Source organism: Candidatus Hydrogenedentota bacterium (genome assembly GCA_013359265.1).
Lineage (GTDB): Bacteria > Hydrogenedentota > Hydrogenedentia > Hydrogenedentales > SLHB01 > JABWCD01.
In genome coordinates, this window is sequence record JABWCD010000039.1 from 1 (window position 1) to 21972 (window position 21972).

Annotated in this window: 15 protein-coding genes and 1 pseudogene; 10 read left to right on the forward strand and 6 right to left on the reverse strand. The window is 61.1% G+C overall.

The window, feature by feature from the left end:
* Positions 1-318 precede the first annotated feature (318 nt).
* Positions 319-1308, reverse strand: a complete 990-nt coding sequence (locus tag HUU46_24160; protein ID NUM56735.1) for a prepilin-type N-terminal cleavage/methylation domain-containing protein — start codon at positions 1306-1308, stop codon at positions 319-321.
* Positions 1309-1994: 686 nt separating this feature from the next.
* Here HUU46_24160 and HUU46_24165 point away from each other — a divergent pair.
* Positions 1995-2204 carry a hypothetical protein gene (locus tag HUU46_24165; GenBank protein NUM56736.1) on the forward strand — a complete coding sequence of 70 codons (210 nt, stop codon included), beginning with the start codon at positions 1995-1997 and terminating at the stop codon, positions 2202-2204.
* Between the two features lie 257 nt (positions 2205-2461).
* On the opposite strand, the gene HUU46_24170 is transcribed toward HUU46_24165, so the two are convergent.
* Entirely contained in the window at positions 2462-3496 is a 1035-nt protein-coding gene (locus HUU46_24170) for a prepilin-type N-terminal cleavage/methylation domain-containing protein (protein ID NUM56737.1), read from the reverse strand.
* Between the two features lie 828 nt (positions 3497-4324).
* Here HUU46_24170 and HUU46_24175 point away from each other — a divergent pair.
* Positions 4325-4525: a hypothetical protein gene (locus tag HUU46_24175; protein ID NUM56738.1), complete on the forward strand. Its 201-nt coding sequence runs from the start codon at positions 4325-4327 to the stop codon at positions 4523-4525.
* Between the two features lie 1179 nt (positions 4526-5704).
* Here the strand turns inward: HUU46_24175 and HUU46_24180 are convergent.
* A pseudogene (locus tag HUU46_24180) lies at positions 5705-5791 on the reverse strand (prepilin-type N-terminal cleavage/methylation domain-containing protein).
* 661 nt (positions 5792-6452) lie between these two features.
* Here HUU46_24180 and HUU46_24185 point away from each other — a divergent pair.
* From HUU46_24185 to HUU46_24215, 7 genes are all read left to right on the forward strand, one after another.
* Entirely contained in the window at positions 6453-7514 is a 1062-nt protein-coding gene (locus tag HUU46_24185) for a LacI family DNA-binding transcriptional regulator (GenBank protein ID NUM56739.1), read from the forward strand.
* A 96-nt stretch (positions 7515-7610) separates the two neighbouring features.
* Positions 7611-8300: a tRNA (adenosine(37)-N6)-threonylcarbamoyltransferase complex dimerization subunit type 1 TsaB gene (gene tsaB, locus HUU46_24190; protein ID NUM56740.1), complete on the forward strand. Its 690-nt coding sequence runs from the start codon at positions 7611-7613 to the stop codon at positions 8298-8300.
* Positions 8297-8761: a ribosomal protein S18-alanine N-acetyltransferase gene (gene rimI / locus HUU46_24195; protein NUM56741.1), complete on the forward strand. Its 465-nt coding sequence runs from the start codon at positions 8297-8299 to the stop codon at positions 8759-8761. The genes tsaB and rimI overlap by 4 nt, the downstream gene beginning before the upstream one ends.
* 6 nt (positions 8762-8767) lie before the next feature.
* The gene (locus tag HUU46_24200; protein NUM56742.1) at positions 8768-11398 is read left to right on the forward strand and encodes a hypothetical protein; all 2631 of its coding nucleotides are present in this window, start codon (positions 8768-8770) and stop codon (positions 11396-11398) included.
* Positions 11399-11404: 6 nt separating this feature from the next.
* Positions 11405-11998 (forward strand): dephospho-CoA kinase, encoded by a 594-nt coding sequence (locus tag HUU46_24205; protein NUM56743.1) that lies wholly within the window; start codon positions 11405-11407, stop codon positions 11996-11998.
* A gap of 83 nt (positions 11999-12081) precedes the next feature.
* Complete coding sequence (locus tag HUU46_24210; GenBank protein NUM56744.1) at positions 12082-12588, forward strand: hypothetical protein; 507 nt, start codon at positions 12082-12084, stop codon at positions 12586-12588.
* A 683-nt stretch (positions 12589-13271) separates the two neighbouring features.
* Positions 13272-16040, forward strand: coding sequence for a carboxypeptidase regulatory-like domain-containing protein (locus tag HUU46_24215; GenBank protein NUM56745.1), 2769 nt, complete (start codon positions 13272-13274; stop codon positions 16038-16040).
* Between the two features lie 33 nt (positions 16041-16073).
* Here HUU46_24215 and HUU46_24220 read toward each other — a convergent pair whose 3' ends face one another.
* The 3 genes from HUU46_24220 to HUU46_24230 all read right to left on the reverse strand — a co-directional run bounded on the left by HUU46_24220 (position 16074) and on the right by HUU46_24230 (position 20921).
* Positions 16074-16544 carry a transcriptional repressor gene (locus HUU46_24220; GenBank protein NUM56746.1) on the reverse strand — a complete coding sequence of 157 codons (471 nt, stop codon included), beginning with the start codon at positions 16542-16544 and terminating at the stop codon, positions 16074-16076.
* 90 nt (positions 16545-16634) lie between these two features.
* Entirely contained in the window at positions 16635-18029 is a 1395-nt protein-coding gene (locus tag HUU46_24225) for a cytochrome B6 (GenBank protein ID NUM56747.1), read from the reverse strand.
* A gap of 336 nt (positions 18030-18365) precedes the next feature.
* Positions 18366-20921 (reverse strand): hypothetical protein, encoded by a 2556-nt coding sequence (locus HUU46_24230; GenBank protein NUM56748.1) that lies wholly within the window; start codon positions 20919-20921, stop codon positions 18366-18368.
* A 175-nt stretch (positions 20922-21096) separates the two neighbouring features.
* Between HUU46_24230 and HUU46_24235 the strand changes: the two genes are divergently transcribed.
* The gene (locus HUU46_24235) at positions 21097-21972 is read left to right on the forward strand and encodes a hypothetical protein (GenBank protein ID NUM56749.1); all 876 of its coding nucleotides are present in this window, start codon (positions 21097-21099) and stop codon (positions 21970-21972) included.

Here is a 21972-nt window from a genome sequence, read left to right on the forward strand (position 1 = left end):
TCTGCTCTTCCGTAAACCGCTTCTTCTTCATCTCGGACCTCCTTCATGCCCGGAGATCCTAACATTCCAACTGGTCTACTTTTAGGGGAGCACGCCCGGCGAGCAGCCCAGGGTTGGCCCGCCGAAGTCGCTTCGACGTAGGCGGGGCTACCCTGGGTACCAACCCCCCCATTGGGGAACGTACCCTGAAGGGGTTTCGGCATTAATGTTAGAGGCTCTAAATCGAAATCGCCCCTGACAGCCGCCAGGGGCGATTTTCCGGCGAAGTCCAAACTGCCGTGACACGGCCACGCGGCCGGGCCACGACAGGGTTAGCAATTAGTCATCGATTGCGGCGTCATACAATCCCATCGCCGCGTTGCAGGGCGGCGGTCCGCTCGGCTGATACTTTTCAAACGCCACGTGTCCGTCCATATACAGGAAATTCGAACCGCCCGGAATGTGGTTAAAGTTCTCCGGCCTCGTGCTCAGGCGGTCCCACATGACGAATACCTGACTCTGCGCCTGGGAAGTCGCGGACGGATTGTTGATGTCCGTAATCAGGAAACGTTCGACACCCTCGCGAAGGTGGAACACAATATTGGAGCCGCCGTTACCCACGCCGTTCGGCACACTGAGATCGCCGTTCGTTACCAGGTTTAGCGTGTCCGCTGCCGTCTGACTGCCGCCGATAAAGGCCGTCAGATTCGCTAGATCCAACCGGTTCAGGGTCGTCCTCCACATTTCTTTTGGTTGAACCAGAATCCCGGCCGGCATGTTAAACGATCCGAACAGAGGGTGAGTAAGCGTCTCTGCCGTGGTGGTGAGCGTCTTGCCGTCGATTACGTAGCCCAGGTAGGCATAATTCGAGTCGATAACGTTGGCGCATGAGGAGAGATCGGTGCAGTCCTCGTTGTTCGCCGCGACGTCAAGCGGTGAGACGCTCCCGAACAGGTTGCGCCCGTCTGCTGCTGTATACCAACTCTCCTCAATGAACTCCTCCGCGGAGGGGCACTTCACGAGGTTGGGGTCGGTAAGGTATTCGGGATAGACCTTCGGAATTTCTGGCCCGGCATCCGCGCCGAACCCCGGTACCCCGGGAGGGAAGATATAGAACTTGATAAATTCGTCCGGCCATTTTTCTTCTCGGGCCTCGTTCGCGAACATCTTGTATACGATGCCCCACTGTTTCAGATTGTTCTGGCAGGATGCCCGCCGCGCCGCTTCGCGTGCACGGGCCAGTGCAGGCAACAAAATGGCCGCAAGAATGGCGATGATGGCGATTACGACCAGTAATTCGATGAGCGTGAAGCCACGTTTCGATTGCATTGGATCGTCTCCTCAAGTCGTTCCAGTTTTCTACCAGTAAACGCCGAGCCAACTGCCGATCACGGATACCGATGCGCGGGGCCTTCCGCCCGCGCAAATCGGTTACTGCAAAAGCGCACTGCTTCATAACGATGTGTTTGTTCGATGCCCTCCCTCGTGTACGGACCCACCGAGACTAAGAACGGACACTGCGCCCTGCGAACGTCGTCACGCCACCAGAACTCGGTGCGGCCCCTTGCGGCCACGTCCGGGCCGCGCGACCCTGACATTCGTCACCCGGTCAGGGCGCCGCTCGATCCATGCCACGCAGCCGCCGTTCAATGCCAGGTAACGGAGCGGCACAGCGCGCAGAGAAAGTTCGCGAGGACCGCCCGATTGGAGCTCCCCACCCGGCGTACAAACGGAGTCAGTGACACATTCATGCCCGAACAATACGGAGTCACTTGCAGCTAGGGCACCATCATCGGGCCTCGGCCGGATTTTGTCAATAGCGTGGAACGGCGCGGTCCGGTGGAACTGGCAAAGACGCACCGCGATTCGACGCCACGCGTCGGAGCATTGCGGCGCCGGGCAGGCGCCCGGCCGTCACGTTTCTTCTCTATTACAGGTGTCAGCGGCGCATTGAGGAACTTCCGGCGCGATGATAAGCTACGCGTGGTTTCACCAAACGAGAGGAGATTGGTGCCGTGAAGAAAGAAGCGATATTGGCGATTGCCGCAGGCTTTGTGTTCTTGGGGGCCGGCTGCGGCGGCGCGCATCCAAAGTTGGAGGAAACGAAGGAGTCCGGCGAAAAGGCCGGCGTGGCCGTCAAGACCGACGCGGACGCAATGAAGGCTTTCCAGGACGCCGCGGCGCAGCAGCAACAAGAAGTGCAGCAAACGCCTCCAGCACAATAATCGCGATCGAACCCCGTCGCTGTAGCCGCCGCGAGGCGGCGGCTACAGCGTTCTTGTTTCTGGCAGCGCATGCGCGATCGAAGCCTGTGTCGACCGAGACGGCGCCGCAAGCGCAGCGTTCCGGTGCGTCGCATTTCCCGGCAGGGCGGTGAGCGGGTCCCCGAAGCGTTCTTGAATAGGTCAGGGCCGCGGCTGCCTTACGGTAGCCGCGGCCCTGTGTTGAACCTAACGCGTATTGCCGCGTCGCGGCAAGTCGCTTAGTTACCCGGGTTCAGGTTCTCGTCCACGCGCGCGAAGTTCGACTGGACCGGCTCCTTCGAACCGTACTTGACGAACTCGACGTGACCGTCCATGTACAGGACGTTGCTGCCGCCGGGGACGTGGTTGAAGTCTTCCGGTTTCGTCGACGTGCGGTCAAGCATCACGTAGATTTCGCTCTGCGCCTGTGCGCTTCCCGCCGGGTTATTGATGTCGGTGATCAGGAAGCGCTCGATACCCTCACGCAGCTTCAGGATGAGGTTGCCGCCGCTGTTGCCTGCGCCCGAAGCAACTGACACGTCGTTGTTCGTGAGCGCGTTAAACGCCGTGGGGTCCTGCGAGCTCAGGAACGCGATGTACTGCGGAAGCGCCGCGTTGCCTAGTTTGACGATCAACTCGAGGAACTGTTGCGGGCCGAACTTGTTCGCCGCGTCCGGAATCGGGTCCGAACCGAACAGCACCAGCAGCGCCGACAGCGCGACCAAGTTCGACGTCGGATCAGTGTCGCTGTTGCGATCCATCAGGTAGCCGAAATACGCGTAGCTCGCATCAATCGAGTTCATGCACACGCCACCATGATTGCAGCCAGGACCGGAGATGGCGTTGTTCTCGGGAACGTAGTCGTCATCGATCGCAGTGCCGAACAGGTTGCGGCCATCCACGCTGCTCGTCCAAAGGTCCGAACCACCAGACGCATCAGACGGGCAGGCCGAAACCGCCGGATCCGACAGGTATTCAGGGTAAATCTGGGGAACGTACGGACCCGCATTGAATCCCAAGCTCACATCCGAAATCGGGTTGCCGAGCGGGGGCAAAGTGATCTTGAAGAAGAAATCCGGCCATTTCTCTTCTTTCGCTTCGTTCGCGAACATCTTGTACACGATACCCCACTGCTTCAGGTTGTTCTGGCAGCTCGCACGACGCGCCGCTTCACGGGCACGCGCCAGCGCCGGCAACAGGATTGCAGCCAGGATGGCGATAATCGCGATTACCACCAACAGCTCAATCAGGGTAAATCCACGTTTCGACCTCATTAGTTTGTCTCCTCAAGTCGTTGCAGTTTATAAACTTAACTAATAAAAGCGTACTACTGTCTGCTGTCCGCGGACTACGCGCTCAGACTTACGTGCCGCTTGGAATGCAGACGACAAACAAACCACTTTCCGATATGAACTTTGACCCTCCCTTGCGCGTTCAACACCGAGCCCACACGTACCGGCCATTGACGCATGCTCATGTTCGGGATTCAGATGCCCAGGAAAACCATGCGCCCACAGACGGTTACTCTCACCGGCGAAACTCACTCCATTCCCGTGCACCGAGCGGTGAGAATCAATCCCGCACTTCGCTTACCCGCAGCAAAAATGCGGTAATACACTGACTTTAACTATAGCCCCGAAACAATGCCGTGTCAACGATTCGCGGACCCGCCTTCGGCGCGTCCCCACATACCGGCTACAGACAATCGAAAGCTGCCGTACGAATATGCCGCCCGCAGCACTTCACTTCGATCAACCGCCTACACAACCGGTACACCTGATGACATCGGTGTCAATATAGACCCGCTGTACATGCATTGTCAAGGAGGTTTTCGGGAACGACTCCGGGTCCTCCGCCCGCCAATCGCCCAGCCCCATCGCCGCCGCGAGCACCGAGGAACATCCGGCCGATCATGACATGCTGGAAACCTGCCACGCTTGCCGGAGGAGTTCGGGAGTTGCTATTCTGTCGCCCGTGCGGCGAGTCGCACATGTCGATCCGTGCGATTTCAGATCGTTCGGTCGCCCGGCTGTGCGTGCATTTTCGTCGGTGAGACCGTGTCTCGACCAAACAGGTAAGTGTAACAAGAGGGAGTACTTCAGATGTTTAGAGCGCTACTTTCTTCCATAGTACTTTGTCTATTCGCGTCGGCCGCGCTTATGGGGTGCGGCGGGGGCAGCAGCGAGGAAGTCTCCCCGCCAAGTAAGCAGACCGATGAACAGAAGGGTGGTCTCAGGAACTTCGTCGACAACCAGATGGGCACCGGCCAGGAGAACGCGCCACCGGAGGCGCCGGCGCAATAACGCTGTTATACTGCGCCCCCAGTTTGCATGCACGGTAGCCACATCCCCCTGAATCCCCCTTCAAAGGGGGACTCAAAGAATCGCAAAACGACGGCGTTGGTCTTGTCTTAAGTCCCCCTTTGAAGGGGGATTCAGGGGGATGTAAGGCCGCAAGAAAAGACCGATGGCCGGTCAGTAACCTGACCGGCCATCACAACGAATCCTACGGAAACAGACTAATTATCCGGCTGCGCCTACAACGTGCGCCATCGCCTCTGACACGAAATCCTTTCCGGGATATTTGATGAAATCGACGTGTCCGTCCATGTACAGCGTATTCGCGCCGCCCGGAATGTGATTGAACAGGTGGGGCGCCGTTCCAAGAAGGTCGGTCATAACCGGGACTTCGCTCTGCGCGGACGCCGAACCTGCGGGACTGTTGATGTCGGTAATCAGATACCGCTCGATACCTTCCCGAAGGTGGAAGATCGTGTTCGATCCGGCGTTACCCTTGCCCTGAAGCTGGGTGCCCAGTCCAAGCGCTCCGGCAACTACTGTAACTTCAGTGCCGGTAATGTTGATATCGTCGCGGCACTTCTGCAACTGATCAAGGAACCCCTGCTCACTGATGCCACCGCCCATAAGAGCATGGAAACCCTCGATATACGCGAACATCGCGAGAACCTGACCGGAAACCATGGTTCCCGGAGGCGCGGTGTAGCCGAACGCTGCCAAGACGGCCGCAGAAATGTCTTCCGAGTCCGCCCTGTCCATCATCCAACCGAGATAGTAGTAGCTCTCGTCGCCCGCAGCCCAACCACCCGGCTTATCGCCGTAGTTGTCAAGACCGAACTCGTCGCAGGGGATATGGAACCAGGGCTCGTCTGTGGCCGGGTTATTGAAGAGGCCCGGATCCGGCTCGGACGGGCAGATCAGAATGTTCGCGTCAGTCAGATACTCCGGGAAAACATCGAGTGGATAGACCATGTACGATGTCGCAGCGTCGCCCGCGAGCGGAAGGGCCGCGTTTGCAACGCCGGGGACCGGGTCGCAGTCGACACCCTGTTTGCGTTCCGCTTGGCAAATGGCCGGATACTGCTCGCCCTTGCTTTCGTTCGCGAACATCTTCAGCACGATTCCCCACTGCTTCAGATTGTTCTGGCAGCTCGCACGACGCGCCGCTTCACGGGCACGTGCCAGCGCCGGCAACAAGATTGCAGCCAAGATGGCGATGATCGCGATCACCACCAACAGCTCGATCAAGGTGAAACCTCGTTTCGACTTCATTGGTAATTCTCCTCAAGCCGTTACAGTTTATAAACTTAACTAATAAAAGCGCACTACCGTCTGCTGTTTGCGCACCGCGCGCTCAGGCCCGCTTCCATTCGGACATGCAGACAGCAAACAAACCACTACGAGTTCTGTGTTTTACCCTCCATCGCGCGTTAGACACCGAGCCCACACTTGCCAAATACCGTCGCACGACACCAGGATTTCTTTTCAGTATCGAAGATGCCGTACGCCGATAATAGACGACAACCCGCCCCGAAAAAGTTCACCCGACTCCCTTGCACCGAGCCCTGGGATTACGCCAAGCATCCCGCTTTCCCTCGAGCGGTACGCACAAACATAGTCCTGATCCAAATATAGCCCCGAAATCCAACTGAGTCAACGGCGGGAGGGCCTGAATTCCGCGCGTATGCGCATCCAAGCCCGAATTACCAACCACCGGCTGAGCGCTTACGCCGCCCCCAACCACACCTACACTTTACGTGCCTCTTCGCCCTAGACACGCCGTTGACACCGGTGTCAATATAGACCGGCCTTGTATCTTTTGTCAATAGGTTTTCGAGAATGGTACCTCTCGACACACTTTGGGTATACTGTGGGTCTATCCTTCATAAATATTCGCGTTGACCGCAGGGTGCGAAGCGACGTATCGACAGCAATGCCGAAACATACAATTTACGATATAGCCCGACTGGCCGGTGTATCGGGTAAGACCGTCAGCCGTGTCCTGAACGACGAGCCGGGCGTACGACCGGAGACCCGCAGCCGTGTCGAATCCGTCATCGAACAAATGGGCTACCAGCCCCACCATGGCGCGCGGAGCATGCGCGGCCAGCACCGGGACTGCGTCGGCGTCGTGTTCTCCGCCCCGCTCCAGGTCGTGCCGATCAGCCAACAACAAGTCAACTGGCTATTTCTCGAACTCTACCGGGTTTTCGGCGCGCGCGGGAAGTTCATTTGCTTCGATCTGAATTCATCCCCGAACGGCACGCGGGGCGATGACTATGCCCGCGCACTCTGGCAGCGGCGATGCAACGGGTGCATCGTGCACGGCGCGCTCCGCCTGGGCGACAAAACGATCCTGCGCATTCACAAGAGCGGCAGCCCGTACATGGCGCTCAACCGGTTCGACTCGATTCCCGATCTGTGCTGTGCGACGGTCGACTTCGAAGAAGCGGCGTATCGCAGCACGAAACGCCTCATCGATCGCGGCCACACGCGTATCGGCATGCTTCAGGCATTCAGCAAGTTTCAGGCGGGCAACGAGCGGCGCAACGGCTACATCCGCGCGTATGACGAATCGGGCATTCCCGTCGATGACACCCTGATTCGGCCCGTCTCTTTCGCAGGGTCCGAGGTTACGACCGCGACGCGCGAACTGCTCGTGGACCAGTCGGCCACCGCGATCATCGATTGCAGCATGCTGGAGGACGCATCGTGGCTCCTGGCGGGCGCGGCCCACGCCGGCCGCGCACCCGGCTCGGATTTCGAAATCATCGACTGGACCTACGGAGCGGATTCCGTGGTTCATTCCAACGCGTGCGCGCATGTACGCCTGCCGCTGCGCGAGGCCGGGTCCGAGGGCATCGAACTGCTGCTCCAATGGTTCGATCGCGAGCGCGACGAACCGTTCCAAATTATCCGCCGCCCCGAGCTCATCGAACCCGACGCTATCCGCGATCAACAAAAAGCAACGCCCGTGTTCGACACCCTCGCCTAGGCGCCCGCCCCGATCGGTCATTCATACCGCATCCCCGCCCCGCCGAGACGGCCAAACATTGACGGTCTGACCGCGCGGCGATATGATTCGATAGGGATGAAAACACTTGGCGTCGATACCAGCACTCCGGTAAACGCCGTGGCCCTGTGCGAAGGCGGACGTATCTTGGTGGAGACACACGTCGACTGCGGCCGGGCACACGCCGAGCGGCTTATGGCGACGGCGGATTGGGTCCTCGGCGAGGCCGGTATTGGCCTCGAGGCCGTCGGCATGCTCGCGGTTTCCGTAGGGCCGGGATCGTTCACGGGACTTCGCATCGGAGTGGCCGCGTGGAAAGGCCTCGCCCTCGCGCGCGGCCTTCCCCTCGCCGGCGTCCCGACACTTGACGCCATGACGCGCATCGGCGCATTCCACGACGCCATCGTGTGCCCCATGCTGGACGCAAAAATGGGCGAGGTGTTTGCCGCGGCATATCGATTCGGGCCAACGGGCCGCGAAAAGTTGACCGCGGACTGCGTGTTGCCCGTCGATCAAGTACTGGCGATGACGCCCGTGGAAACAATCTTTTTTGGCGATGGCGCGGAGCTTTACCGCGAACGAATCCACGCGTTACGTCCCAATGCCGTCATTCTCGGCGGCGAATTCCGGTCGCCGCGCGCCAGCGCCGTGTGCCTCGAAGCCGAAGACCGCGTCGCGCACGGATGCGATACATCGGCGGCGGCAGTCAAACCGGTGTACTTGCGCATGTCCCAGCCGGAAGTCCTCCGCGCACAGACCACACCATGAGCGTATCCGAATCGACAGAACTGAGATTTGTCCCGCTGTCGGGTACGCATTTGGCGGACGTTCTGGCAATCGAACAGGAGGCATATCCCGAGCCGTGGTCCGAAGGAATGTTCCGCGAGGAAATCCACCACGGCCGGTCTTATTTCGTCGTGGCGATGCTCGGTCCCGAGTTGATAGGCTACGGCGGCTATTGGCCATTGCTGGACGAGGCCCACATCACGAGCGTGACCATCAAGGATGAGTACCGAGGTTTGGGGTACGGGCGCAGCCTGCTGTCCCATATTCTGCGGCGGGCGATCGAGGACGATTTGAGCACCGCCACACTCGAAGTTCGTGAGTCAAACGTGCGCGCGCGCTCTCTCTACGAGAGTTTCGGTTTCGCGATTACCGGCAGGCGCCGCCGCTACTATCCGAAGACCGATGAAGACGCCCTGATCATGACCAAACGGTTGGAAAGCTGAGGCGACGTGTCCGGAGCATCGATTGGCAGCTTCAACAACGCGTCGGACGCGGCCGAATCCGAACAGCAGACCGCCGGCGTGCCCCTGGGCGGCGTGGGGGCGGGATGCTGCGAACTCGGGCGGGACGGACGCTTCCGCAACATCACCATCAACAACAACCGCACCGCTGAATCGCGCATCGACGTCGCGCCGGGCACGATCCTCGCGGTGCGCGCGGCGCGGCGCGGAAAAGTCGCACTGCGCATCCTGCAGACGGAAAGCGCGTTGCCCTTCAACGAAGCGGGAATCGCCGCGCCCTACACGGCCTCGCAGCGTCTCGCGTGGCGCGGCGTGTATCCCTGCTCGCATTACAAGCTAGACGACCCCACGTATCCGCTGGAGGTTACGTGGACCGCGCTGACACCCGTCATTCCCTACGACCACGAAGCGTCGACGCTCCCGCTCATCTTTCTTTCGTTCTACCTGCAGAATCCGTCGGAAGTCTCCTACGAGGTCTCCCTCGTCATGAACTGGGAGAACCTCTGCGGGTGCGCGCGCGGAAACTTCCCGGAAAAGCGCGGACCGATCAGGCCCGTGCTCGTCAGCCGCGACCAGGACAAAAAGACCCTCGAGGCGCAGTCGCACGAACCCGATCCGCAGCGAATGATCGCCGGCCTCGAATTCGGCTTCCGCGAAGATTTCCGCACCAGCGCCGAAGGCAACTACGCGCTGCTCATCGGCCAACAACGTGACGTGCAGGTAACCATGATGGGCTGGAACGAACGCAATCCGCGCGAACTCGAAGTATTCTGGAACCAGTTCCATGACGGAGGCCGCCTGGGCAATAAGCTGTCCCGGGACGAAGCCGGCCATTCCGGCGCGCTGTGCGCATCATTCGATCTCGCGCCGCAACAATCCCGCAACATCGTGTACGTGCTCGCGTGGTACTGCCCGAAGTACGTCGCGCGCGGCATCGATCAGCGCAACGGCTACGCGAACAACTTTCGCAGCGCAATCGAAGTCGCGACGCAGGGCCTCACCTATCATCAGTACTACTTCAAGGCCGTCGAAGATTGGCAGCGGCGCATTATGACCTCGACGTTGCCGCAATGGCTCAGCAAAGCGCTGATCAACAACAACTACGTCATGTCCACGAACACCCTGTTCACCGGCGGCAACGACTTCGCCATGTTCGAGTCCCCCGCGGACCCGCGCACCTCGACGCTCGATCGCCGCCTGTACTCGTCGATCGGATCGCTGCTGTTCTTCCCCAATTTCGAGGAGGGCGAGCTCGCCGCAATCGCGCGGCCCAGGGACGGAAAAGACCCCGGCCGGATTTATCGCCACCTCGGATTGGAAAGCGTGCACCAACCGTCCCACGGCTCCACCAGCGCGCCGATGCTCGACACCAGCATCGCGTTTGTGCTGATGGCGTACCGCAACTACTTCATGACCGGCAAGCGGTTCATTCTCGACCATTTGTTCTCGCGCGTGAAGGAGGCGATGGCGTTTGTGCTTGCGCACGACCGCGACGGCGACGGGCTGCCCGAGCAATCCGGATGCACGATGACGCGCGATCGCTGGGCCGTCTACGGCACGAACAGCTATACAAGCGGCCTTTGGATCGCCGCATTGCGCGCATACGCCCGGCTCGCGCGGCGCCTCGGCGACAAAGCCGAGGCGCTTGCCTACGAAGAACTGCTTCCACGCGCCCTCGAAAGTTTCGACCGCAAACTTTGGTATGAAGAGGGCGGTTATTACCGTTTCTATTGCGCCACCGGGATCGACGACGCGCCGCAAGAGTTCAACGACGCGTGCGACTCGGCCCAACTCGCCGGCCAGTGGTACGCCGATTTTCTCTGCCTCGGGCAGCTCCTGCCGCCGGAGAAAGTGAAAAAGGCACTCGGCGCAATCTGCAAACTCAACGACCAGCGAAACGGCGTCGCCCAGGGCGTCATGCTCGACGGGTCCGTCTGCACCAACCCCGACAGCGTCGGGTTTCCGCCGGAGGCCGAGCGCGCGTGGCCCGCGTTCGACATGGGCCACTACGCCAGCCTGATGATCACCCACGGCTATCCCGACCGCGGCCTGTTCTCGGTGCAAAAGAACTGCAAGAATGTACATGCGCGGCGCGGGCGCGTGTTCAATCAACCCATGATGTGGGACCTCGACGCCAACAATGCCGTTGGCTGGGGCCAAGACCGCCACATGGGGTCGATGACCGCGTGGCACGTGCTGTACGCGCTGCAGGGTTTTCATCTCAACGTGCCCGACGGCGTGCTGTGGTTTCGCCCGCACCTGCCCATCGGCGTGTTCAGTCTGAGCGCGCCGCTGTTCACGCCCATCAGTTTCGGGTGGGTGCGATTCCGCGAGGATGACGAGAAAACCTACCGGCAATTCGTTCAGCTTACGTTCGATAGCCCGATCTATTTGAAGACCCTCGTGCTTCGCTTGCCCGCGGAAGTGGAAGACGTCAAAGTCGAATGCGAAAGCGAAAACGGCATCGAAGACGTCGATCATATTTTTGGCTACGACGGCAGCGAACGCCTAATCGAGATCATGGCGAAAAAACCAATCATGATCGGCAGCATGCTCAAGGTCTCGCTGGCACAGACGCGCGGCGGAAACGTACGCCTTCCGCGCCCCGCGGGACGATAAACGCGCGTGCGAATCTACGGACTCACCGGCGGCACCGGCAGCGGAAAGTCCGAAGCCGCGCGCCGTTTCGCGGAACTGGGGTTTCCCGTCATCGACGCCGACGCGGTCGGCCACGACGTCATCGCGCCCGGCGGCGCGGCGGAACGCGCAGTCATCGAAGCGTTCGGGCCGGACATCGTTACGGCCGGCGCGATCGATCGCGCGAAGCTCGGCGCAATCGTGTTCCGCGACGACGCCGCGCGAAAGCGGCTCAACGCGATCGTGCATCCCGCGATCGGCATGGCCATCGCCATGCGATGCGCGGCGCTAGCCGAAAAGGGACACGGCGCCGTTGTTGTCGACGCCGCCCTTATCGCCGAGAACGGAAGGAAAGAGGACTATCTCAGCGGGCTCATCCTGGTGATGAGTCCCGTCGAATTGCGCATCCAACGGCTGATCGAACACCGCGAAATCGACCTGGCCGAGGCGCGTCGGCGAATCGCGTCGCAAACCGCCCCCGAAACAAAGCTTGCCCTCGCCGACTGGGTGATCGACAATAGCGGCACGAAGGAAGAACTGTACAGGCAGGTTGACGCAATCGCCCGGGAAATGAACGGATGAATCGCATGGCCGCGCGGCGACGTCGAATCTTCGATTACAAGCGCGAGCAACCGTGAGCGAAGTCTGGATTACGGTAACAAAACATGAACCCTAACCTCGCCAGATGTCCGCGATGCGGCAAGATATTCGCCGCACAGGCCGGCAAGTCTCTCTGCGCGAAGTGCAACACCGAGTTCCTCGATTACGGCGATCGCGTCCTGGATGCGATTGAAAAGCACGGGCTGCGCCAACCCGATGAGATTGCCGAGTTCACCGGCGTGCCGTTGGACACCGTGATCGATCTCGTCGAAAACAGCACGCTCTTGAGCCACGAGATCGAACAGGAACGCGTGTGCGCCGCGTGCAAGGAGCGCCTGGCCCAAAAGCACAGCGAATATTGCTTCCATTGCAGGCTCATGCTGAACAAGGCCTTCGGCGACGCCGTCAAACTGATGGGCGAAATCCGCGAGCGCGAACTGCGGCTGAAAAAGAAAAAGAAAGAAGACGCGTCCGTCCTGCTACCCAGCGTCGACGACGCCGTAAAACACAAACGCACGCGCCGATCGCTGCACCGCCCCGACCCCACGCCAAAGAGCCGATACTCGCCGTAAGGCGAACCGGCTCAGGCATCAGCCCAATGTTATTCAATGCGTAGGCTTCGTGAGATATCCACTCACCTCAATCGGAACCGGCAGGTGGGTAATGGTCGGGACGCAGCGGCTCGACTCCGTACGCCGGTCGTTCCAGTCCCAATCTCGAATGCGCGTCACGTTCGTCTTCGGCCGCAACATCACCAGGGGCGGCGACGAGAAAGAGGAAAGCGATGTAAGGGGCTCTAACAATAATAACGTCTTTGCGTTTACCCCGAAGGGGTTTCGGCGCGCAGCCCAGGGTTGGCCCGCCGAAGTCGCTTCGACGTAGGCGGGGCTACTAAGTCAATACGATGGTTGTCCTTGGCGCGCTTAGGCGTATGAACTTAGTACTAGCACTGTCGAACTGATTGACACAGCCCAGCGCGAGGGATACTCTCTGTCAAGAGTAATGTTGTAATTTGCGCGTTGGTGCTGCCTTGGCGGGTTGCGTGGTGCGTATGCAAGCGAATGTTTGTATCGTTGCCCGCTTCGGAGGATTGCGCGTCGACTACTGAAACGCAGAGAGGTGTGCCCGTATGCGGAACCGTTCGGCAGCGCTCGCGCTTGGGATAATCGCAAGCGTAGCTGCGATGTACTTCCTGACGCGTGGGAGTGGACGGGGCGAGCGGCCTTCCCAAGTGCCCAGCGTTGCGAGCTCGGAAGTGCAGAGTTCCGGCGCCGTGCGCGCACGGCGCGCAGCGCCGCCTACGCGCAGGCCCGTCGTTCAGTCCGCAACCCCCATACCGAACGGAAGTATTGCCGGGCACGTGTTCAATTCCGACGGGACACCCTGTTCCGACGCAACGGTCGAAGTGCGCGCCGATTCCCAAGACGATGCGACGAACGAAACCGAAGAGGCCGGCCATGCACCCACCAACATTTACGACGGGCGAGTCGATGAGGCGGGGCGGTTCATTGTCGATTCGGTGCCCATTGGCCGGTACGGCGTTGTGGCGCGAACGGCAGCCCAGGTGGGGACGGCGCTGGCCGACGTGCGTGAAGTTGCGCTCCGAGCTTCGGTCATCGTCATTGTTGGAGACGCCCTGTCAATACGTGGCCGTGTCATCGACGATGACGGCGATGCGGTGGAGGGTGCTCGCGTACTTCCGATTCGACACGACGGGAAACCGTTGGGCCCCGAGCTGACGCAGATGTTTGCTTGTGAAGCGGATAGGGACGGCGCATTTGAGACGGGACCGTTGCAGCAGGGGAAGTACGAACTGTACACGAGTGCACGCGGCTACGCGCCTGGCAAGAGCGATCCGGTTCCAGCAGGCACACGGGACGCCACCATAGTTCTACACGCAGGCGCCCCAGTGAGGGGTACGGTAATCTGGGCCGACACCCAGGACCCGATCGGCGGGACGACCGTAATCGCCCGCGCGCCTGATCTGTTCGGGGGCGAAGAACGCGCGGTGAGCGGTGCCGATGGCAACTTCCATTTCGACGCGCTTGCCCCAACTCACTACATTTTGGACATAGAGACCGCGGACGGCACGGTGCTGATCGATGGTCCGGTCGATCTCGATCTCCGCGGCGCTTCGGCCGCTGACGTGTCGCTCGAAGTTGTCGTCGGGGGCGCGGTCCGGGGCCGTGTCTACGATGCCGCCACGGACACCGGCGTGCCAGGCGTGCGCATGATGGCGTATCTTCGCGATCGTTCCGTGCGCCGAAATTACTCGAATCCGACGGACGAAACCGGTGAGTTCGAATTGGCCGGACTTCCTAAAGGATCCTATTCAGTCTATCCGACTGGCAGCATTGGAAAGATTCACGGAAGTGACGGACCGGCGAGATACATCGTTATCGAAGCCGGGCAGGAAATAGATGGAGTCGACTTTCCCCTCGAATCGTCGCCCGTTGTATCCGGGACAATTGTCGACGCGAGCGGTGCGCCCGTGGCGTTCGCCAATGTGGCGGCTTCGACCGCGTCCGGAGAATTCCGCATTCCAAGGTGGCAGACGAATTCGGACGACAAGGGCGCTTTCGTGCTGCGTGGTTTCTCGGTAGGTGATGAGTTGCTGCTTACGGCCTTTGGTTCCACCGACGTATCCAAATGGATCGGCCCTGTAATCGTTGGCGAGATCGGGGCCCGGGACGTGGTCATCACGCTCGGGTCGGGTCGGAGCGGAAGTATCGCGGGCAAAGTGATTGACAAACACGGACGACCTGTCGCGCTCAAGGTCCAAGCGTATCCCACGAATAGCGAATACCCGTATATCTTCGAGGCCATGGATACCGACACCAATGCCAAAGGGGCGTTCGTCTTCGCGGGGCTTCCCCCCGCTCAATATCTCCTGCAACTCGTCGCGGGCGTGGGCAATATTCAGCCGGCCCAGACGATCCAGCTTGCCGAAGGCGACCATATCACGGGCCTGGTGCTCACGGCGGACATTACCGAATCGCTCACCATCGTGGGCTATGTGCGTGACGAGTCGGGCCGGGCAGTGGCCAACGTGTTTCTTTCGGGAATGGCGTTCTTCGAGGCGGGTAAAGCGTACCAGCGGGCCGCTACCTCGGAATTCGATGGCCGTTTCGAGCTTACCGGATTGCCTGCGGGAACGTTTGTCGTTCGTGCGACGGCGGAGGGTTACAGCCCTGCGGAGGTGGCGTTACAGGCCGGAGAACGGAATGCCCAGGTTACGCTGAGTCCCGCGCCCTTACTGGAAGGTGTAGTGCTAGACGCCGATACGATGGAGCCGCTCGAGCGATTCTCGATCGCGGTTGTGCAGCCGCGCCAGCCCACGGCGCGCGCAGAGTTCCGGGAGTTTACAAACCACGATGGACGCTTCGCAATCCACACGGAATACCGTAAGGCGACAATCCATGTTCGAGCGCCTGATCATCACGAGAATTCTGTTTCAGCACAAGCGGGGACGCCGATTACAATCGAACTTCTCCCTGGCAGCGATTCCATTCAAGGGACGGTTGTGGATGCCGAGGGCCAGCCTGTGGCTGGAGCATATGTATATGCGGGCGCGTCAGGTTTGTACGGGTATGAAGACGGCGTCAATTCGAGTGCAACGACCTCCTCTGACGGCACATTCGAACTGGCCAACCCACCTGCGGGAATGACACTCATATCCGCGTCTCACCCCGATTTCGGTGTTGGAGTCAACGAAGTGCAGAACGAATTCGATTCGTCCGCTTCGACTATCATTCGGTTGGCGCAGCTCGGATCGATCAGGGGAAGTGTTCGGTTGGCGGGCGAACCGGTGGCGGGGGCGACGGTAATGGTCAATTGCGATTTCCGTCACACGCGAATTGGAACTACAGATGAAACGGGGAACTTTGTGATCGAGCGTATCCCCGCGGGCCAATCCACGGTCAACGTCTCCGCGCCAGACACGTACCAAGGCGGATCCGATGCCTTGAAACGCGACGTCACGATCGAGCCGTCCACTCAAGTGACTGTAGACTTTGAGTTGTAGTCGCCTCGCTGCCGCGCGGGAAGAGTGGTTACGCTACGGCTTCATGCAGCACGCCGGCGGGTGTCCCAACGCGTCGCTTGCCGGAATGGCGGCGAATGGGCATCCGCCCCGAAAAATCACCTGCGCTTCGTCAACGGCGAGCCCTTCCATTTCCGGCTGCATGCACGGCTTCGAGCCGACGGCGCACGGCACGTCCATGATGTAGCCGCATTGCCTGCACACGAAATGGTGGTGCCAGTTTGTCGAGGCCTCGTACAGAGCGCGGCCCGGGCCCGCATCGACGCGCATGATCACGCCGCGATCGAACAGGTCGTTCAGCACGTTGTATATGGACGCGCGAGGCAGCAACGGCCCGCGTTCGCGCAATGCGTCCACGATATCGTCCGCCGATCGATGCCCGCCGATCGTGTGCAAGAGGGACAACACCGCAAGGCGCGGTCGTGTTACCCGGACGCCGGCGGCGCGCAGTTGCCCGGCGAAGTCTGGTTCCGGGGCGGTAGGCATAGGGTGCTCCGGTGCTCGTGATAAGCCTTGCCCCCGAATTATCGGAAGCCGGCGCCCCGGAAAGCAAACCCCCGGGGCGCCGGCGATCGATTACAGCGCTTTCATGAACGCAACGAGGTCGGCCTTCTCCTCGGTGTTGAGTTTAAGCCCGAGCACCAGGTTGAAAAACTCGACCGTGTCGTCCAGCGTGAGGCAGCGGTCGTCGTGCATGTACGGCGGCGAATCCTTGATGCCGCGCAGCGGGAACGACTTGATCGGCCCGTCCTGGCCCGCGAGCCGCCCGTTGATCGTCTTCGGCTTGAAGAAACGTTCCGCCTTGAGGTTGTGCATCAGGTTGTCCGTGTAGTACGGCGCGGGATGGCACTCGGCGCACCGGGCCTTCCCGTTGAACAGCGCCTCGCCGCGCAGTTCCTGCTCCGTCGCGTTCGACGGATCGAGCCTGCCGAACACGTCCAGTTTCGGCGCCGGCGGGAAATCGAGCAATGCCTCGAACTCGGCCATCGCGTGGACCTGATGCCCGCGATCCAAAATGTTGATGCCTTTCTTCGTTGCGATAACCGGATCGCCGTCGAAGTACGCCGCCCGCTGCTCGAATTCGGTGAAATCCTCGACCGATTTCAGCGCGCGCTGCGATCCGAACAACCGTTGCACGTTTACGCCGCGCAACGACGGCGTGTCGATGCGGTGGCGCAATTCCTGCGGACGAATGTCGCCGACGAGGTGGGTGGCCGAGTTCGTGTGCCCGTTTGCGTGGCAGTCGAAGCACGCCACCCCGCGGCTCGGCTGCGCGGAGCGCCGGTCTTCCGTCTGGTTGAACTGCTGCTGCGGGAACGGCGTCACGAGCAACCGCAGACCCTCCAACTGCTTCGGGTTCAAGACGCCGCTAAACAACTCGTAGTAGTTGAAGATGGTTACCAGCTTCCCCTTGCTGACATCGCCGAGGTCCGGGCGCGTCGTCAAGTAAATCGGCGCGGGAAACTCGGGAAGGAAATGGTCCGGCAAGTCGTAATCGAGATCGAAGCGGGTAAGATCGCGCTGCTCCTGCTTCTTGACCTCGTCGATCATGAATTTCGGGAAAAGCATTCCGCCTTCCGGATGGTTTGGGTGGGGCAGGGGATAGAAACCCTCCGGCCACAGTCCTTTCTCGCGAATTTCGTTTGGCGTCATCGCGGCCAGTTGGTCCCACGTCACTCCCGACGGCAGCTTCACGCGCACGCCGCTTTGCACCGCCTTGCCGCGCGACATCTTCGCGGCGCCGTCCGGTTTGTCGGACAGGTCGTACCGCTGGTTCAGCAAGTCCATATGCTTTTTCATAATGTCCGCTTTCGCCGCGGACATGCGTTCCATGGTCTGCGCAAACGGCGCGTGGACATCGACCGGCGCGTAGCTCTGCGGTACGTCCTGCGCCCACCCGGTTGCCCCGAAGAGACACACACACGCCGCGAGTCCGAGCAGACCTATTCGCCGCAATGATTTTCGTTTCATGGGAAGACCCCCCTTTCTTGACGCGTCAACGCGCGCCGCTCGCACACTTCACACCACATACGCCTTGGCAACGCGGCCCACGACGGGTTGCGGGAAAAGTCTCTACCCGCAACGAACCGAACGCAGCCCTCAACTGGGTTCACCAAAGCGGATACGGGCTTCATCCTCGTATCCGGCAGCCGTGAACCTTAAATTAGATATTGTCTAATATATGATATGCGCGCGTGCTTGTCAATACCAATTAAGACACTGAAAACAAACAGGTTGTATCGGTTGGCGGCTCCCGGAAATCGGTGCCGTACCGGATTGGCGAATGTGCCCCACCAACCTCGGCGGCTATCGCCACCACTTCAGTATCAGCGGATCGCGTGTGGCGGAAGTGGTTTCGACGCTCAGGCGGGCGGGTCGCCGGTCGCGAGCAAGCTTGATGAGGATCGCGTTCTTGCCTTGCTTAAATGTCAGGGGCACGGTTTCCTCGCGCGAAGTGGAGTCCGATTCGCGCGCGCTCGAACTGTGGCATTCCGTGCCATTGATGAATACCTTCAAACAGCCTTCGAGCCGCACGCGCATCGTCGCGGCCTGGCGAGTAGGCGCCGCGCATTCCGCGTACGCGTAGAACGTTTCGGGCAATGTCGAAACCGGCCCAGCAAACGGCAACCCGAGCGCGGCGTCGAAATCGATCTCGTTCCGCACCTCGCCGATCACGTACCAGCGTGTCCACCGCACCGGATCGCGCCATCCCGCGTGGATCGCCGTCAAATCCACCTGCTGCTCGGGCGGATATTTCGTGTCGTGCCCGGCGCCGCCCCAATTCGGGAAGGGGCCGATGAGGCTCCACAGCCGTGCGCGCTCGGAACGCTCGCGCCGCAGCCAGTCCAACACGGACTGCTGGATCGGTTGCGTTATCTCGCCGGGAACGGACCGGCGGCCGAAGTGGCGTATGAGATTCAAATACAGCCGATCGGCGACGGGGTCGCTGCCCAGGTGTTCGAGCACGCGCGCGTGGGTGAAGACCATGCGCCCGGAGCCAAACCGGCGCACCAGCATGTCTTCCCCGAACCACGGCGCATCGTCGCCGGAGCGCGCGGCGATCGTGCCGCACATGCGTTCGTCGGATTGCTCCTCGAACGATCGCCGGGGAACGATATTGCGATACGCCTGACGCATCAGGCAGCGCGATGGCAGTCCGTCGAAAACGGGATGCAATCGAACGTAATGGAACCCGCCGAATACGTCGACGGTCGTCGCCTTCAACGCGTCGTCAATGCGTTCCGCCAAATCGTTCCAATCCGCGGGAGGCGAAAAAACGATCGCCACCGCGCCCGCGCGCACTTCGTTCAACAGATTGATGAGTTCGGTTTCGGGATACGCGCGGACCGTGTTCGTCAGTGGCGGCACAATGTAGACACGCGGCTTTGTTCCCGCGGGCTTGGCGGGCGCGGTGCAACGCTCCGTCCATTCGCCGTGCGGATCGAGCACCGAAACCTCGACATCGCACACCGGGGCCGGTTCCACCACCTGCAAGTCGATGCGGTTTTGCGCCAGCAGCTTCATGCCCTGCATCAGCCGCACGACAAACTTGTGAACGCCAACCGAGCCCGACGCGGAGATGGTGCCCGTCCACACGTCGCGCGTCTGCTTCGGCACTTTAATCGAACGTTTCTTCTTCCAGAGCACCTGGTTTGTCGGCCCCACCACCTGCAGCGACAAATCGGCAAGCGGCTCGCTGCGATCGTCATTGACGATCGTCACGGCGACCGGCACTTCCTCGCGCGGCACCAGGTTCGTTCGCGATGCGCGTATCGCGAGCATCAGCGGCGTTTGGACGCGCGCGAACCCGGCGGCATCTACGTCCGGCAGTCCGTCAACGCAATAGCCTGCCACTTTCGCGTTCACCCGCGCCGCGGCGATTTGCAGCACAAGGGCTTCGCCGCGCGCTTCCTGGATTGCCGTCGTTGCGTGCGCCGCACTCTCCAACACCCGGTCGATCTCGCGGTCGGCCAGTTCGCGATCGAGCGCAGCGTCACTGCCGGACAATCCAATCCCCGTCAAGGCCGGTTGCGTCCCGAACGACGCGAGCAGGACCGGCATACCCGGTTCGCCCACGTGTTCGTAGAACCGCTCCGCCCGGCCGGAACTCGGCGAAGGAAGGTGGCAGATCGCGGAATCCAGCGCGCCAATTTCGTCCTGGTACGGACGCATGAAGCGTGAGTCGCCCTCCAACGCATCCAATGCCGTAACAACAATCCGGCTTGGGTCGAGCTGGTGAACGTGTCGCATTGCCGAACCGGAATCGTCACTTTGCGCTATGTGCCATATGACGATCGACGGATGGTTTCGGCGCGCCATGACCGTCGCATCCACCGTCTGCATTCCGCCGTTCGGATCGAGTTCGTCGCAGACCAGCAGGCCAAGTTCGTCGGCGGCATCGAGCACGCGCGCGGGAATGGGGCCGCCGCGCGCGCGCAAAAAGTTGAACCCCGCGCGCTTGAGCCGGGCGACAAGTCCCTGCGCGCCGGATTCGTCAGCGCAGGACGCAACGTCGGCCGCCTCCAAGACGACGCCGCGCAACAGGATCGGCTTGGTGTTGAGGTGAAACCGGTTGTCCTTCAGCGTGCACTCGCGCATACCGAATCGCGCGGCGAGGGGGGTGGCCGGGTTCGTCCCGCCGGTTTCGCACCGGACCGCGATCAGTGCCGGATTGTCGGGAGACCAGGGCTGGAACTCGGGCAGGTCGATAATCAGGGTCGCAAGTTCGCCTTCGCTGGAGTAGGGCGTGCCCTCGACAGTGACTCGGACCGGTCCCGGCGGCCGCTCGAGCAGGGAGGCTTGCACTCGCTTGCGCCGCAGGTCCGGTTGCAGAAACAGCGGTGCAGGGGTCAATGCGTCCACGAACGCACCCCAGACGCGCCCCTTCGCGCGTCACGCCAACCGATTCGACTGTAAAATGCGGCCATGCTATGGTCTCGCCTGCGTGCGACGATGGTACCCGCCCCCCGCGTGCGGGTCAAGGCACGCGGAACTTTCCCCCGGCGAGGTGTGTTTCACGGTTCAGGAGGGTCGGACTATGTCTTGGCTACGAATTCTAGTCGCGGTAGTCGTCGCGCTGCCGATAGGCGCCCTGGCCGGAAAGTATTATACCGCCCAGGATTTGGACGCAAAGCTCGCCGCTCTTGCCAACGAACGCGATGCGCTCAAGGCCGGCGAAAAATCGCTTCAGGACGAAATCAGTGCGGCCAAGAGCGAGGCGGAATCCCTCGCGCGCGAAAACCGCCGCTTGCAGGATCAGGTGGCCTCCGCACAGAAGGTCGAGCCGGTCGACGAGATTTCGCTGGAAGCCGTCGGCGAACCGGCGGACGCGACGCTCGATTCGGGAATTCAAAACGAAGCCGATGCCTCGGCCCGCGACGGCGACCGCGGCCGCGGCGACAACCCGAACGAGACGGACGCCGAGCGCGAAGCCCGCATCGCGCAATGGCGTGAAGAACGCGAACAGCGCGGCGCGGAAATGCGTGACCGCATGCGCCAATTCATGGACGAGCAAATCCAAAACGCGCCCGACAAGGCGACCCAGGACCGGCTCGCGTCGATCAGCGCGAACGGCGAGGCGATGATGGACCTGTTCCAACAAATGCGCGAAGCCCAAACGGACGAGGAGCGCGATGTCATCCGCGACGAAATGCGCGCGATGGGCGAGACCACGCGCCAGTTGGTCCAGGAGCAACAGGACCACCTGATGCGCGAAAGTCTCAAGCAGAGCGGCGTCACCGACCCGGCCGCGCAGAACGCGGCCATGCAATCGCTACGGCAAACGATGGAAGGCCCCTTCTTCCGCGGGCCGATGGCGTGGGGCGGTGGCGGCGGTTTTGACGGCGGCGGGTTCTTCGGCGGGCGTGGCCGCGGCCGCGGTCCCGATGGCGGAGGCGGACCGCCCCGCAGCTAG